The 15,598-nt window shown below is 66.3% G+C and carries 14 protein-coding genes; 1 reads left to right on the top strand and 13 read right to left on the bottom strand.

Annotated features, from left to right (window positions below):
* Positions 1–31: 31 nt before the first annotated feature.
* The 9 genes from WC971_05790 to polA form a co-directional block, all read right to left on the bottom strand.
* Positions 32–829 (bottom strand): ABC transporter permease subunit, encoded by a 798-nt coding sequence (locus WC971_05790; protein MFA5844328.1) that lies wholly within the window; start codon positions 827–829, stop codon positions 32–34.
* A complete protein-coding gene (locus WC971_05795; protein ID MFA5844329.1) occupies positions 826–1,755 on the bottom strand; it encodes an ABC transporter ATP-binding protein in 930 nt (309 codons plus the stop codon). The genes WC971_05790 and WC971_05795 overlap by 4 nt, the downstream gene beginning before the upstream one ends.
* Positions 1,752–3,821, bottom strand: coding sequence for an excinuclease ABC subunit UvrB (gene uvrB, locus WC971_05800; GenBank protein MFA5844330.1), 2,070 nt, complete (start codon positions 3,819–3,821; stop codon positions 1,752–1,754). Before uvrB ends, WC971_05795 begins: the two co-directional genes overlap by 4 nt.
* Positions 3,822–3,941: 120 nt before the next feature.
* Positions 3,942–4,604: a hypothetical protein gene (locus tag WC971_05805; GenBank protein ID MFA5844331.1), complete on the bottom strand. Its 663-nt coding sequence runs from the start codon at positions 4,602–4,604 to the stop codon at positions 3,942–3,944.
* Positions 4,605–4,637: 33 nt separating this feature from the next.
* The gene (locus tag WC971_05810; protein MFA5844332.1) at positions 4,638–5,351 is read right to left on the bottom strand and encodes a hypothetical protein; all 714 of its coding nucleotides are present in this window, start codon (positions 5,349–5,351) and stop codon (positions 4,638–4,640) included.
* A 173-nt stretch (positions 5,352–5,524) separates the two neighbouring features.
* The gene (locus WC971_05815) at positions 5,525–6,127 is read right to left on the bottom strand and encodes a lytic transglycosylase domain-containing protein (GenBank protein MFA5844333.1); all 603 of its coding nucleotides are present in this window, start codon (positions 6,125–6,127) and stop codon (positions 5,525–5,527) included.
* On the bottom strand, positions 6,117–6,728 hold the full coding sequence (coaE, locus tag WC971_05820; protein ID MFA5844334.1) for a dephospho-CoA kinase: 612 nt from the start codon (positions 6,726–6,728) through the stop codon (positions 6,117–6,119). The genes WC971_05815 and coaE overlap by 11 nt, the downstream gene beginning before the upstream one ends.
* Positions 6,729–6,830: 102 nt before the next feature.
* Positions 6,831–8,330: a 30S ribosomal protein S1 gene (gene rpsA, locus WC971_05825; protein MFA5844335.1), complete on the bottom strand. Its 1,500-nt coding sequence runs from the start codon at positions 8,328–8,330 to the stop codon at positions 6,831–6,833.
* A gap of 243 nt (positions 8,331–8,573) precedes the next feature.
* On the bottom strand, positions 8,574–11,216 hold the full coding sequence (gene polA, locus WC971_05830; GenBank protein ID MFA5844336.1) for a DNA polymerase I: 2,643 nt from the start codon (positions 11,214–11,216) through the stop codon (positions 8,574–8,576).
* Between the two features lie 110 nt (positions 11,217–11,326).
* Here polA and WC971_05835 point away from each other — a divergent pair, with 110 nt between their 5' ends.
* Positions 11,327–11,905, top strand: a complete 579-nt coding sequence (locus WC971_05835) for a methyltransferase domain-containing protein (protein ID MFA5844337.1) — start codon at positions 11,327–11,329, stop codon at positions 11,903–11,905.
* A 9-nt stretch (positions 11,906–11,914) separates the two neighbouring features.
* Here WC971_05835 and WC971_05840 read toward each other — a convergent pair whose 3' ends face one another.
* The 4 genes from WC971_05840 to WC971_05855 all read right to left on the bottom strand — a co-directional run bounded on the left by WC971_05840 (position 11,915) and on the right by WC971_05855 (position 15,516).
* On the bottom strand, positions 11,915–12,580 hold the full coding sequence (locus WC971_05840) for a response regulator transcription factor (GenBank protein MFA5844338.1): 666 nt from the start codon (positions 12,578–12,580) through the stop codon (positions 11,915–11,917).
* Positions 12,581–12,693: 113 nt separating this feature from the next.
* Positions 12,694–14,028 (bottom strand): glutamine synthetase family protein, encoded by a 1,335-nt coding sequence (locus tag WC971_05845; GenBank protein MFA5844339.1) that lies wholly within the window; start codon positions 14,026–14,028, stop codon positions 12,694–12,696.
* A 117-nt stretch (positions 14,029–14,145) separates the two neighbouring features.
* Positions 14,146–15,000: a hypothetical protein gene (locus tag WC971_05850; protein MFA5844340.1), complete on the bottom strand. Its 855-nt coding sequence runs from the start codon at positions 14,998–15,000 to the stop codon at positions 14,146–14,148.
* Positions 15,001–15,312: 312 nt separating this feature from the next.
* Positions 15,313–15,516, bottom strand: coding sequence for a hypothetical protein (locus WC971_05855; protein ID MFA5844341.1), 204 nt, complete (start codon positions 15,514–15,516; stop codon positions 15,313–15,315).
* Between the last annotated feature and the right edge of the window lie 82 nt (positions 15,517–15,598).

Consider the following 15,598-nt stretch of genomic DNA (forward strand, 5'->3'; position numbering starts at 1 on the left):
CGTTACGCGTCCGGACGCGAACCGGCAACGCTCACGTGACATCCCGTCGCGAGAACGCGACGACGCTCACCGCCATCAGGACTACGCTCGACACCGCGAGCACCCACCATGTCTCGGGCGCGGCCGTCCCCTTCTCGACCAGTCGCGCCGGGTCCCAGTACTTGAAGATGTTGACCGGCTCGAAGACGTCCGCCCAGTCGGCGACGTCGCGAAGGAAGTGCATCAGCCACATCGCCGCGACGACACCCCCGGTGACGCCGGCCGAGACACCGGACCCTCGCGTCACTGACGACACGGCTAGCGCGAACGCCCCGAGGAGGAGCATCAGGAGGAAGCCGACGCCTCCGAGTACCCATAGGTGAGCCGGGGTGAACTCCACCCTCTGGTCGCGGGCGACGAGCCATATCGGCACGAACGACGATGCGACGACCGCCGCGTCGACGACGACGAGGCCCACGATGCGGGTGAAGGCGAGCGAGACGCGCGACACGGGCATCGAGAGCAGCAGCTCCATCGTCCCGGCCTCCACCTCGCCGCCGAACGTCCTCGCGGCGTACGCGATGATCGCCGCTCCCGCGATGAGCACCCACATGAAACCGGTGTACTCCGTCGCCAGGAAGCCGCCGAAGGTGTTGAACGAGACGGACGACCCCGCCATGAACCTGTAGAGTTCCGAGGGTATCGCCTTGAGGAACTGGTCGAGATCGACCTTGGCGATGCTGGGGTAGAAGTACGCCATGTAGCCGCCGTACGTCGCGAGACCGACGCAGTACCAGAACAACCCCCACCGGCGCTGATGCAGTGTCCCGCGCAACAGGGTCCAGCTCATCGCGCCTCACCCCCCTCGGGCGCTGTGCCCCGATAGTACTCGAGGAAGACCTCCTCCAGATCGGCGTGCATGATCTCGATGTCACGCACACGCCGTTCGCATACTCTGCGCAGCACCCCGTCCATCTCTTCGCCCTTCACCACGGCGCGCAGAGTGTGCGTCGAGAACGCCTCGATGTCGGAGAGGCCGGGCAATCCTTCGAGGAATCCGGCGTCGACCGGCTCCGCGAACGTCACCTCGAGCCGGCGGATGCGCTTGTGTAGGAGGGACGTGATGTCCTCCTCTGCGACGAGACGTCCTTCGCGGACGATCCCGACCCTGTCGCAGACCTTCTCCACCTCCGGCAGGATGTGGCTGCTGAAGAAGACCGTAGCCCCCGCCGCGCGGCGCCGCCCGAGTATCTCGAAGACCGTCTGCTGGTTCAGCGGGTCGAGACCCGACGTCGGCTCGTCGAGGATGAGCAGCTCCGGATCGTGCATGAGCGCGATGACGAGGGCCAGCTTCTGCTTGTTGCCCTTGGAGAGATGCTTGACGCGCTTCGTCGGGTCGAACTCGAGCTGCTCGAGCAGCTCGGTCTGAGAGGACGGCGCGGACCCGCGAAGGCCGCTGACGTAGTCGAGGAGCCACCGCCCCGTCTCGTTCTCGTAGAGCCTCACTTCGCCTGGAACGTAGCCGATCCTCCGCCGGAGCCGGGCGCCGTCGAGCGTCACCGTCTGCCCCAGCAGCGAGGCGGCTCCCGCAGTAGGCTTCAGCATCCCCAGCAGGCAGCGGATGGTCGTGGTCTTCCCCGCCCCGTTCGGTCCGAGGAATCCGAAGGCCTGCCCGGCCGCGACCGAGAACGTCAGGTCCTCGATGCCCCGGGTCTTGCCGTAATACTTCGTGAGACCGCCCACGTCGATCGCCGTGTCCATGCTGGCCCCCTTCACCGCTTCCTCCTGCGCACTCCATGCGCCGAACCGCGGCGCTCGCCCTTCTTAAGCCGCGCGAGGACCTCCCCCTCGGGTGTCGACTCGACCTCGACCTTGAGCTTCACGATCTGGTCCCTCAGGCGCGCCGCGGACTCGAAGTCGAGCGCCTCGGCCGCGCCGTGCATCTCCTCCTCCATCGTCGAGAGGATGCGCGCGAACTCGTCACGAGGCAACCGCGCGAGTTCGGATGCGACCTCCTCGCTCACCTCGACGCCGGCCTCCGTCTCGCGCACGTACTGTGCGATGTCGTGGATCGCCTTGCGGATCGTCTGCGGCTCGATGCCGTGCTCCTCGTTGAACGCCGCCTGGAGTGCGCGCCGGCGCTGCGTCTCGTCGATCGCCGCCCGCATCGACTCCGTGACCTCGTCGGCGTACATGATGACCTGCCCGGACACGTTGCGCGCCGCCCTGCCCATCGTCTGGATGAGGCTCCTCGCGTTGCGCAGGAACCCCGACTTGTCGGCGTCTAGGATGGCGACGAGGCTCACCTCTGGGAGGTCGAGTCCCTCGCGAAGCAGGTTGATCCCGACGAGGCAGTCGAAGACGCCGGCGCGCAGATCGCGCAGGATCTCGACCCGCTCGAGCGTCGCGACGTCCGCATGCAGGTAGCGCACTCGCAGCCCCTGCTCGAAGAGGTAGCTCGTGAGGTCCTCGGCCATGCGTTTCGTGAGCGTCGTCACGAGCACGCGCTCGTCGCGCTCCGCGCGTTCGCGCACCTCGTGGACGAGGTCGTCGACCTGCCCGCGAGTCGACCGGACCGAGATGGAGGGGTCGACGAGGCCCGTCGGGCGGATGATCTGCTCGACGACTCTCCCGCTCGCGCGCAACTCCATGTCGCCCGGCGTCGCGGAGACGTAGACGATCTGACCCACCCGCTCCATGAACTCGTCGTAACGCAGCGGGCGGTTGTCGAGCGCCGACGGGAGACGGAACCCGTGCTCTACAAGTGTGAGTTTCCGGTTGCGGTCTCCCTCGTACATGCCGCGGATCTGCGGCACGGTCACGTGCGACTCGTCGATGACGGTCAGGAAGTCCTTCGGGAAGTAGTCGATCAGACAGTTCGGCGGCTCGCCGGGTGAACGCCCGTCGAGGTGCCGCGAGTAGTTCTCGATCCCGGAGCAGAACCCCATCTGCTCGAGCATCTCCAGGTCGTACGTGGTGCGCATCTCGAGGCGCTGCGCCTCGAGCAGCTTCCCCGCCGCCCTGAGCTCGGCGAGCCGCCCGCGCAGTTCCTCGCGTATGGTGCCGAGGGCGGCCTGCAGCTTCTCCGGGACCGTCACGTAGTGGCTCGCCGGCCAGATGGGCAGAGCATCGAAGGACGCGAGAGACTCCCCCGTGACCTGGTCGACCTCCCGGATCGACTCGATCTCGTCTCCGAAGAACGCGACGCGGACCGGATGGTCGGCGTAGGGCGGGAAGACGTCGAGGACGTCGCCTCGCACGCGGAACGTCCCCCGCGAGAGCTCGTAGTCGTTGCGGTCGTACTGGATGTCGACGAGCTCGCGCAGGACCGTGTCCCGGTCGCGCTCCTCCCCGACCGTCAGAAAGACGGCCGTGCCCGCGTAGTCCTCGGGTGAGCCGATGCCGTAGATGCAGCTCACACTCGCCACGACTACGACGTCCCGGCGCGAGAGCAGAGCGGCGGTCGCCGCGTGGCGGAGCTTCTCGACCTCCTCGTTGATCGAGGCGTCCTTCTCGATGTACGTGTCGGTCGTCGGCACATATGCCTCGGGCTGGTAGTAGTCGTAGTACGAGACGAAGTAGACGACCGCGTTGTCGGGCAGGAAGTCCTTGAGCTCGGAGGCGAGCTGTGCGGCGAGGGTCTTGTTGGGGGCCATCATCAGCATCGGCCGCTGGAGACGCTCGAGCATCTTCGCGATGGTGTACGTCTTGCCCGACCCAGTGACGCCGAGCAGCGTCTGCTCGCGAAGCCCGGACTCGACGCCCTGCACGAGCTCTTCGATCGCCTTCGGCTGGTCACCCGCCGGCTCGAACTCCGAATGCACCACGAGACGCTGTGCCACCGGTCACTCCCTCTCCGACTTGCATGGTGGCTAGTGGTTACCACACCCGCGCGACGAAGACCAGAGGGGGAGAACGGTGCGACCTGAGGGGACACCCCGCCTATCGGCGCTATCGGCGCGTCAGCGAGTCGCGGCTATCATGGCGCGCAACTGGCCAAGCGCGGCCGCATCCTCGGCAGGGGCGTAGAGGGTGTACATGTACTCGCCGTCGTTCCAGTTGGCCACCGTCTTTACATGCCAACCCAAGGCGCGACCGCTCTGAACGCCCCCCACGTAGGTGAAGACATCCTTACCGGAGACCGTTTCTCTCCGGGCATGCGTCCTTCCATCAGTTCCATCGGTGAAGGTGATGTCTGGGGACCCAAGATCCGCGAAACTATCCAGGTCGAAGTGCCCTGGAGTCACGTATAGGTGCACGCCGGTAGAGTACAGTAACGAGAGGGCAAAGAACTCTGGGGCTTCGCCGTGAGCCGGATCACCTTGACGAAGCACGACCTTCTTCACGGCGTCTCGTCCGATCCGGGGCAGAGGAACCGGTCTTCCGATACGACGCAACGCCTCATCGATGTCGATCCCCTCGACCTTCGGATCGTCGATCGGAGCGGTCTCGGTCAGGAAACGACTTGCCTGTACGCTCGATGCGACGCGGCCGGGACTCGAGACCGTCTTCGGAGCGGCTCTACCTACTGCGCCGGAGGTGTTCCTCACACTGGCCGTGCATCCAGAGCTGATGAGAAGCGCGGCCGCCAACGCTGCTATACACGATCCCTTGAGTCGGTTCATCGACTTCCCGTCCCTCGCACTTCAAGGCGACGACTATCTGTTATGGTCATCGCAGTACACCCAGTGGTTCGAGTCGCCGACGTGATTGAATCTGAAAGAGTAAGCCCCGTCCGATCCTTCGGCGACACCATGCCACCAGTAAAGCCAGCCACCATTGGACTGCTTGAGTTTCATCCAGGTGATATCGGCGCGGGGGTCCACGCCGGTGTTGCACCGTTCCTCACCCACCGTAGGACGTCCCATCAGAAGTTGCGGCATGTCCCACCAGGTATGCGCAAGATAGTTCCCATAGTAGACATCCCAGTCGTCGTTACCTCTTCTCTGAAGGCTGGGGGTGGTCCTCTCTCCTACGGTGAATGGAAATGTGTAGGAGAAATCCTCACCGGCGTATACCCCATCCTTGTATCTCACAGTGAAGAACCAGGGGTCGTGATTCTCGGGAAGACCCCAGGCTCCTGCCCCCGATCCGGTGGAGGTATAACCGACCTCGACAGCCCAGGAGTTCGGGTAGTCCGGATTGCGCACGTACATGGAGTTCACCTTCACGCCCGTAGCAGGCCGGGAATAAGCGAACATCGTCCCCATAACGCCGTAGGCGTTTCTCACATCGCTTCCGTCAGACCAGGTAACCCGACCTCCAGCACCCGGAAAACCGAGCGCCACCTGAGGCACGAGAAGAAGAAGCGTCAGAGAGGCGACGAACGGCGCGCCTCGGAATCCAACTCGCCTGGTGGCTGCGACGCGCATCTCACGCAACATGCATGCCCCCAACTCTCTAGCTTGGTGGACACACGACCTCAACCCCAGACTACGCCCCCCCCGTTGACAAACGCAATAGCCCACCGTTACCTACAGTCTGACGACCTTCGGCTGATCGCCCGCGGGCTCGAACGGAGCGTCGACGCGCAATGGCTTGCCCGTCATCGCACGTTCCCACGCCAGGTCGGGAAAGCATCGGGGTAGAGATCCTCGTAGCGCTCGCGTGCCCGCATCACGCGCAGCACGAAGTGACGCGTCTCGGGGAAGTCGATCGCCTCCCGGATGTCACCGCCGGCGCCGGCCCACACGTCGGCGTTGCGCAGCCCCGCGTTGTACGCGGCGAGAGCGACCTCCACCTCGTGATAGCGGCCGATGAGGTAGCGCAGGTACGCCACACCGTACTCGACGTTCACCTCCGGGTCCGACAGCTCCTTGCCGGCGACGACCGTCTCGGCGACGAGACCTCGCTGGCGCAACTCGCGGGCGGTCTCCGGCATGACCTGCATGAGCCCGATCGCACCCGCCTTCGACACCTCATCGGCGTCGAAGCCGGACTCCGCGTTCACCACGGCGCAGACGAGAAAAGGGTTCACCTTGTGGCGCAGCGCGGCGCCCTCGATCACGCGCTCGTAGGAGAGTGGGTGGTAGAGGCGCTGCCAGACCGCGGGCCCTCGCGCGAACAGGTAGGCCAAGGTCGCGAGCACGGCGACCACGGCGACGACGACGACGCGCACGGTGGTGAAGACGCGCTCGTCACGCGACACGCGGCGCCACCTCGCGATCCCAGAACCGCTCGAGGGCCGCCCGAAGCGCCTCCGCGGAACCGGAGTTGTCGACGACGGCATCGGCGATGGCCGCTCGTTCGCTGTCGCTCGCCTGCAGTCCGCATCGCCTCGCCGCGTCGTCGGCGTCCATGCCTCGCGCCCGGGCACGGGCCATGCGCACGCCTTCGGGCGCGTCGAGGCTGACGATGAGCCCGCACAAGGAGCGGACCTCGGGCGACTCCACGAGCAGCGGCACCTCGACAACGACGACCGACGGCGGGGACGGCGAAGCGGCCAGGTCGTCGAGCCGGGACCGCAGGGTGTCGGCTACCAGAGGATGCAGGATCGCGTCGAGCCGTCGCGCGTCGCCACCCGACGCGAAGGCGAGAGACGCGAGCCTCGCGCGGTCGATGCGACCCCCGGGGTCGAGGATACCGGCGCCGAACGTCCCGACGACCGCCGGGTATCCGACCGCGTCCGGCTCCAGCAGAGCCCTGGCCACCTCGTCCGCGTCGAGCACCACGGCACCGCGCTCGGCGAAGAACGAACCTGCCAGCGTCTTGCCGGCGCCCAGACCGCCCGTCAGACCGACCACGAGCACTGTTCCACCTCCGTGACACGTCCCGAAACGTCGGGGCCGGACCGTTGAACGGTCCGACCCCGCACATCGTACTCCATCGACCGGACCGGGTCCGGCCTGCGCCTACTCGGCCGCGGGCTCTTCCTCTGATACCTCGACGGCCTCCTCGGCCTCGGGCTCCTCGGCGGCTGCCTCTTCCGGCACGGCCTCTTCGACCGGAGCCTCTTCGGGCACGGCCTCTTCGACCACGGCCTCTTCGACCGGAGCCTCTTCGGACTCCTCGGCGACATCCTCCGCGGGCGTCTCCTCCGATATCTCGACGGCCTCCTCGGCCTCGGGCTCCTCGGCGGCTGCCTCTTCCGGCGCGACCTCTTCGACCGGGGCCTCTTCGACCACGGCCTCTTCGACCGGAGCCTCTTCGACCACGGCCTCTTCGACCGGAGCCTCTTCGGGCGCCTCGGCGACGTCCTCGGCCGAGGCCTCGGAGACCTCTTCACCCTCAGCATCCTCGACGCCGCCGGAGACAACTTCTGTCGCCGCGCGGATAGACAACGAGATGCGACGGCGATCGAGGTCGACATCCATGACCTTGACCATCACTTCCTCGCCGACCCGCGTGACGTCCTCGGGAGTCTCCACGTGGCCCTTCGCCATCTCGGAGATGTGGACGAGGCCTTCGACGCCGTCACCGATCTCAACGAACGCGCCGAACGGCACGAGCTTCGTGACCGCACCCGTGACGATGGCGCCGATCGGGAACTTCTTGACGAGCTGCTTCCACGGATCGTCCTGCGTCTGCTTGAGGCCGAGCGAGATGCGCTCGCGGTCGAGGTCGACGTCGAGGACCTGCACGTTGACCTTGTCGCCGACCGCGACGACCTCGGACGGGTGGTTCACGTGGTTCCAGGACAGCTCCGAGATGTGCACGAGACCGTCGATGCCGCCGAGGTCGACGAATGCACCGAAGTCGACGATGCTCGAGACCGCGCCCGGCAGGATCTGGCCCTTGTGGAGCTTGGTGAGGATCTCCTGACGCTCGTGCTTGCGTCCCTCTTCGAGGACGACGCGGCGCGACAGGACGACGTTGTTGCGGTTGCGGTCCATCTCGATGACGCGGCACTCGAGCTGCTCGCCCATGAAGACGGTCAGGTCCTTCACCCGGCGAAGGTCGACCAGGGACGCGGGCAGGAAGCCGCGAAGACCGATGTCGAGTATGAGACCGCCCTTGACGATCTCGATGACCTCTCCGAACACATCCTCGGCGGCGGTGAACTTCTCCTCGATGTTGACCCAGGCGCGCTCGTACTCCGCGCGCTTCTTGGAGAGGATGAGCCGGCCGTCCTTGTCCTCCTTCTGGAGGACGAGAGCCTCGATGCGGTCGCCGAGCGACACGATCTCGGAGGGATCGACGTCCTTGCGGATGGAGAGCTCTCGCGCCGGGATGACGCCCTCGGACTTGAAGCCTATGTCGAGCAGGACCTCGTCCCGCTCCACCTGGACCACGACGCCCTCGACGAGGTCGCCCTCGTCGAAATCGGTCATCGTCCCGTCGATGAGCGCATGCATCTCCTCGTCGGAGTACTCGCGCTCGTCGATCACGCTCTCATCACTGAATGGTGCCATGGTGGGTGCCCCTTCCGTGGTTCGGGGGCCCCGGTTCATGTCGTCACGCTCGTCGACTAGTGGCCTACAGGGTGGCCGTGCGGCCGTCTGTTCCTCGTCGCCAGGCTTTCCATACATGTACTCGGGGACCGGTCACTTTCCTCGGTATACCCGCTCTTGGCGCTGGCATACCGAGGAGAAAGCATACTACGCCGGCGCGGGGGGCGCCAGGGGTGCTCGGGCGCGTAACGGCGATGCGCGGACCTACTTGGCGCTCGCCCAGTCCGGCCCCGCCCCGACGTTCACCTCGATAGGCACGGAGAGCGCCGCCGCGCGCGTCATCGACTCGGCCGCAAGGGCCTTCACGGCCTCGAGTTCGGAGACCGGCGCCTCGAAGACCAGTTCGTCGTGGACCTGCAGCACCATCCTTGCGCGCAGGTCCTCCGCGCGCAGCCGGCGGTCCGCCTCTATCATCGCCAGCTTCATGATGTCCGCTGCCGTCCCCTGCATCGGATGGTTCATCGCCGTGCGTTCTCCGAAGGCGCGCAGGTTGTGATCGCTCGCGAGCAACGTCGGGATCCGGCGCTTGCGACCGTAGAGAGTCACCGCCCAGCCGTCGCGATGCGCCGCCGCGACCGTGGCGTCGAGGTACGTCCGGACACCGGGATACGCGGCGAAGTACCGGTCGATCATCGCCTGGGCCTCGCCGTACCCGATACCGAGCGATCCGCCGAGCCCATGCGCGGTCTGTCCATAGACGATGCCGAAGTTGACGGCCTTCGCCCTCCGGCGCTGCTCGGGAGTCACGTTCTCAGGCGTGACCCCGAAGACACGCGAAGCGGTCACCGAGTGGAAGTCGCGTCCGGAGGTGAACGCCTCGATGAGGCCTTCGTCACGCGAGAGGTGCGCGAGTATCCTCAGCTCGATCTGTGAATAGTCCGCCGTGACCATCAGGTCGCCCGGCTCGGCGGGCACGAACGCGGCGCGGATACGAAGCCCGAGCTCGGAGCGTATCGGGATGTTCTGCAGGTTCGGGTTCGACGACGAGAGCCGGCCCGTCGCCGCGACCGTCTGGTTGAACGTCGTATGGAGCCGGCCGTCCTCACCCAGCAACCGAGGAAGGGCGTCGATGTACGTCGACGTGAGCTTCGTGAGCTCGCGGTACGCGAGGATCCGCTCGGCTATGGGATACGCGGGCGCGAGTGCTGAAAGGACCGACGAGTCCGTGGAGTATCCGGTCTTCGTCCGCTTCCCCGGCGGCAGACCTAGTTTGCCGAAGATGACTTCTCCGAGCTGCTTCGGAGAGTCGACGTTCAAGTCGTCCACTCCGGCGAGGGAACGGATCTCGGCAGCGATGGAGGCGATCTCGCCGGACGTCTCCTCACCGAGGGCGCGCAGGGCCGCCACGTCGATGCCGACGCCGACGTCCTCCATTCGTACGAGAACGGGCACGAGGGGCAGCTCTATGTCGCTCAGACACGCGAGCGAACCGTCTTCCTCGAGCCTCTCGAGCAGCGCGGACGCGAGCAGCGCGGCGCCGTGCGCCCGCCCGGCGGAGGTCCCCTGCTCGCACGAGACCTCCGCACCGAGATAGGCGTCGCACAGACCTTCGACGTCGTATCCCGAGCGCTCGGATTCCAGGAGGTACGCCGCGACGCCGCAGTCGAGCGTCCTCGCGGGCTCCAGCGAGCCCAGGGGGTCCGTCACACCGTCCCTCAGCACGTGCAGCAGGATCTTGAGGTCCGGTGACGCGACGAGTCCGCGCGCGAAGAGAGACTCGGCGGCACCCGCGGCAGCGGTACCCGAGAACCTCCCCACGACGCCCGCTTCGCCGGCCGGTATCGCCAGCACGAGTTCGAGCCGGTCGCCGAAGAGCGACTCCCCCGCTCCGTCGTCGCACACCGCGCCGACCCAACGAGGTGGACCGTCGAGGCAGGACTCCAGCGCGGCTTTCGCTTCGGCCTCGCCCACGACCGGCCACGCCGCCGACACGCGCACGGTCTCGACCATCGGAGCCGCATGCTGTGGCGCAGACCCGACCAGCTCCCGCAGGCGAGGCACGAGCGACGTGAAGCGCAACTCCTCGAAGGCGGCGACGGCTTCCGCGAGATCGAACGTGCCCCACTCCACGGACGCCGGGTCTAGATCGATCGGCACGTCGCACCTGATCGTGGCGACCTCCCTGCTCACGCGCGCGCTGTCCGCATACTCCCGCAGGTTCTCGCCGAGCTTGCCCTTGATCGAAGCGGCGTTCTCGAGGACCGCGTCGAGCGTCCCGTGTTCGGCGATGAGCTTCGCCGCGGTCTTCTCCCCGACCCCGGGCACTCCGGGGATGTTGTCGGAGGTGTCCCCTTTCAGGCCGAGGAAGTCCCTCACCTGCGCCGGGGTGACACCGTAGCGGTCGAAGACGGCGTCCGCGTCGTAGACGACGAGATCACCGAGACCCTGCTTCGAGGTCACGACGACCACGTCGTCACCGACGAGCTGGAACGCGTCCCGATCGCCCGTCACGAGCAGCACGCGAAGACCGGCGGCCGCACCGCGCTCGGCGAGCGTGCCGAGGATGTCGTCGCCTTCCCAGCCGTCGACCTCGACCACGGGCACATGAAGCGACTCCAGGAGGCGCTTGACCATCGGGAACTGCGCCCTGAGATCGTCGGGCGTCGGAGGTCTGTGGATCTTGTACCGCGCGAGCGCATCGGTGCGGAAGGCCGGACGGCCCTTGTCGAAGGCGACGACGAGCCCGTCAGGACGCAACTCCGAGATGAGCCTCACCAGCATGGAGACGAACCCGAACACCGCGTTGGTCGGCCGTCCGTCCGGTGCGGTCATCGTCGGCGGCAGGGCATGGTACGCGCGGTGCACGAGGCTGTTGCCGTCGATGACCGCGAGCACGCGCTTGGCCACGTGAGCCGCCTTTCGGGTACGAACGTGATGTGACGCTCTTGCGTCCGGGAAGACCACGGCCGCGTCTGTGATGGTAGCAGAGCGTCGAGACGCCGGTGATGAGGAGTCCTGTGGGTCTGTTCGCCTGGGCCGCTCCGCTGTTCGGCCGCTGGGCCGACCGATGGTCCGACGAGGACGCGGCGGTCATCGCCGGTTGGCTGAGCGGAGCCGTCGGGGCTCACGGGGCCGTCCTCGACATCGGGGGCGGGACGGGCGCTCTCGCCGTCCGGCTCGCGGACATCCTGGGTGCACGCGTCACCGTCCTCGACCCGACCCCCGAGATGCTCGCCTACGTTCCGGAACATCACCGTGTCGCCGCGGTCGTCGGTGTCGCGGAGCGCATGCCCTTCGAGAGCGGGACGTTCGACGCGGCGATCGTCTCCGATGCGTTCCACCACTTCCGCGATCAAGGCGGTGCGGTGCGAGAGATGGCCAGAGTCGTCCGGCGCGGCGGCACGGCCGTCGTGCTCGACCTCGATCCGCGTCCTTTCGCCATGCGGCTCATCGTCTTGGGAGAGCGGCTCGTCGGCGAGCCCGGCGCGTTCCGCACCCCCGAGGACATGTGCGCCTTCATGGCGGCTCACGGTATCCACGGCGACTGCGAGCGTACGAAGGGCGCGTCTTACCGCTTCCTCGGCACCGTAGAGTAGAGGAAGCGCTCAGCCCCGCCAGAGGTAGCCGACGTTGCGGACGGTCTCGAGGCGAGCCGCCAGTTCCGGCCCTATCTTCGACCGCACCCGCCGCACGTGGACGTCGACCGTCCGCGAACCGCCATAGTAGTCGGACCCCCACACACGGCGCAGGAGCACCTCCCTGCTGTAGGCGCGGTCCGGATGCGTCACGAGGAAGGAGAAGAGCGCGTACTCGAGATATGTGAAGTCCACCGGCACGTTGCCCACGCTCGCCTGGTAAGTCGCCAGGTTGAGCGTGAGGTGGTCGATGCGCACGAGTTCCTGCGTCGTCGCTTCCTCGCCGGGCCACAGGATCGCCCGCACGCGCGCCCTCAACTCCTGAGACGACCCTCCTCGCACCATGAAGTCGCACGGTAGACGCACGGGCAGACGCAACCCGGGCAACGCCTCCTGCTCGAGCAGCAGGAGGAGCCTGACCTCGAGCCCCTCGGCCGCAGCATGCTCGATCGTCTGCATGAGAGGCTCCGGGTTCCGCCCTCCGTCGAGGACGACGACGTCGACCTCACCGGCACTCAAGCGCGCGACGAGCTCCGCGGCCGGGACCCGGATGATCCGGATGTCGAGGTCCTCGAGGGCGGCGGACGCCCACGCAGCGGTGTGCGGATCGTCGGCCGCTATCAGTGCTGTCTTCATGTGCACGATTCTACCGCTCCATCCCTTATCGGGAACCACGAGCGCCGGACGGAGGGTTTCTCCGCCCGGCGCCGTTGCCGCGCTCGTAGTGACGCCCAAGGGGCGCCAAAGACCTACAATACCGACAGGTACTTGTCCGTCTCCCAGGGTGAGACCATCGAGACGTACTCCGCCCACTCGGCCTTCTTGTTCTCGACGAAGAACGCATGGATGTGCTCGCCGAGGACCTCCTTCATGAGCTCGGAGCCCTCGAACAGCATGATCGCCTCTCCGAGGTCCTTCGGCAGAGTGCCGATGCCGGCGTCCGCCAACTCCTGCTCGGACATGTGGAAGATGTTGTTGCTCGCCTCAGGCATGAGCGGAAGCTGCTCCTCGATGCCCTTCAGGCCAGCGCCGAGCATGACCGCGAACGCCAGGTAGGGGTTGCACGAGGGGTCGGGCGAACGCAGTTCGATGCGCGTCGCGTTCTCCTTGCCCGGCTTGTACATCGGCACGCGGACCATCGCCGAGCGGTTGCGGCGGGCCCATGAGACGTAGACCGGAGCCTCGTAGCCCGGGACGAGCCGCTTGTAGGAGTTGACCCACTGGTTCGTGACCGCGCAGAACTCGGGCGCGTACTTCAGCAAGCCGGCGATGTAGTGCTTGGCGACCTTCGAGAGGTTGAAGCCCTCGGGGTCCTTCGGGTCGAAGAACGCGTTGCCGTTCTTGTCGAACAGCGACTGGTGCACGTGCATGCCCGATCCGTTCACACCCTGGATCGGCTTGGGCATGAACGTCGCGTACACGTCGTTCTGGTACGCGATCTCCTTCACGACCAACCGGTAGGTCATGACGTTGTCCGCCATGGAGAGGGCATCGCAGTAGCGCAGATCGATCTCATGCTGCGACGGCGCGACCTCGTGGTGGCTGTACTCCACCGGGATGCCCATCTTCTCGAGCGTGAGGACGGTCTCGCGGCGAAGATCGGACGCGACGTCTAGAGGTGTGAGATCGAAGTAGCCGCCGTGGTCGAGGACCTCGGTGGACTCGGAGTCCGCGAAGTAGAAGAACTCGAGCTCGGGGCCGACGTACATCGTGTAGCCCATGTCCGACGCCTTCTTGAGGACGCGACGAAGAGCGTGGCGCGGATCGCCCTCGAAGGGCGTGCCGTCGGGCTTGACCACGTCGCAGAACATCCGGGCCACACCCGACTCGCCGGGACGCCACGGCAGCACCTGGAAGCTCTCCGGATTCGGATAGGCGACCATGTCCGACTCCTGGATGCGGGTGAACCCGTCGATCGAGGAGCCGTCGAAACCCATGCCCTCCTCGAACGCGTTCTCGAGCTCGGCATCGGTCACCGCGAAGGACTTAAGGAATCCCAGCACGTCCGTGAACCAGAAGCGGATGAAGTGGATGTCGCGCTCCTGCACCGTCTTGAGCACGTACTCCTTGTCGAACTTGCCCATTCCCATGCCTCCTCATGGCCAGCGATCCACGTCGCGGCCGCACTCGCCCGGCCCGGCGGGCCGTGTCTGACATCGCGAGCGTAACCTGAGGATTGTTTCGTGCGCGTTACCGGCCGATCAGGCGGCGAGGACGTTGTGCGGGATCGCCGGCACGACCCTCAGGGCACGACGCCGCACGCGCTCCATGCGGCTGTACGCGCCCGCGAGGGTCCAGAGACCCGCCATCACGATCACGAGCGAACCCTCCACCGGGTTCGTCGCGAACGCGTCGCCCGCCGCCGCGAGCGAGATGGTACCGCCGGTAGCGGCGTGAGGGGCGGACACGCCCGGTGCGTAAGCGTCGATGACGCGCCGAAGGGCCTTCACGTCCTGGATATGCCCATAGGAGGTGGCGATCGGCTGCGAGGACCCCGGCGTCACGAGGGTGGCGAACACTTCGGCGAAGTCCTCCTGGGGGCGAAGGTTCCAGGCCACTTGCGACCCCTCCCACCCTAGCTGCGCGGGATAGCGGCGCAGCCGCGAGACGGTCTGACGGGCTGCCTCGTCCATGAGCAACAGGTCCACGCTGTGCCCGATCTCGTGCGCCATGATGTGTTCGAGTTCCTGCGTCCCGCTGACGCGGATCGTCTCCCGGTCGACGTAGATGACGTTCTCGGGATAGACGAAGATGGCGGACGCACCGGTCAGCATGGGATCGTTCTCGACGACCTTGACGGCGAACAGACCCGTGTCCACCGGGTACCGGAGGGACTCGACGGCCGCACGCAACAGCCTCGTCTCATCGACCGTCGCGCCCTCGATCCTCAGCATCCCCTGAGCCTCGACGACCTGAGTCCTCGGGAGCAGGGATGCGAAGTCCACGTATCCGCGCTGCGCGTACTCGCTCAACACGTGACCCCCGAGCCAACCGACCGTCAGCACGCTCAACCCGAGAGCGAGCCGCACGACGGCTCCCGACAATCCCGCGACCATCGTCCGTATCATGAACCGCATAACCGCTCATCCCCTCCCAGCAACCGTTGGTCAGAGGTTGCATCGGGAGTCCGAGCGGTATCCGTGTCACCTAGCGGGGGGACATCAAATCCGTCGCAGGATCTACGTATGGCATCTACCAGGGATCAAAGCACGCGGCTCGTCGCTGCTATGGGTGAGCATCGTCAGCCGGCTACCGGACGAACGGTATGCTCCCGAGATCCGAACCCACAGCAGCCGACATCCGCCCTACTAAGCGAAAGAGCCGTCCGAAGTGGACGGCTCTTTCGAGGGAACGAGCGGAAGAGTTGTCTAGCGCATCGCAAGGCGGCGGACGGGAACGGCCTGCTCGACCGGGGCTCCGCCGAGACCAGTCACGAAGATGCGAGCGTTCTCCGGTGCCGGCGCGATCTCGCCGCGTACGTAACGGCCGGCGCTGCGCTCGGTGAGCATCAAGACGGCTCCATAGCCCGCTGCGAAGACCACCCACATCCCGATCCAGATGATGTTCGCCATGATGTCACCTTCTGTCTTGTCGGTATGTCCTTTCATCCTGGTTATCGACCGTTCGGCTATGCGTACTGAGAACACACCGATG

It is taken from the genome of Coriobacteriia bacterium (assembly GCA_041658765.1).
Taxonomy (GTDB): Bacteria; Actinomycetota; Coriobacteriia; order Anaerosomatales; family JBAZZO01; genus JBAZZO01.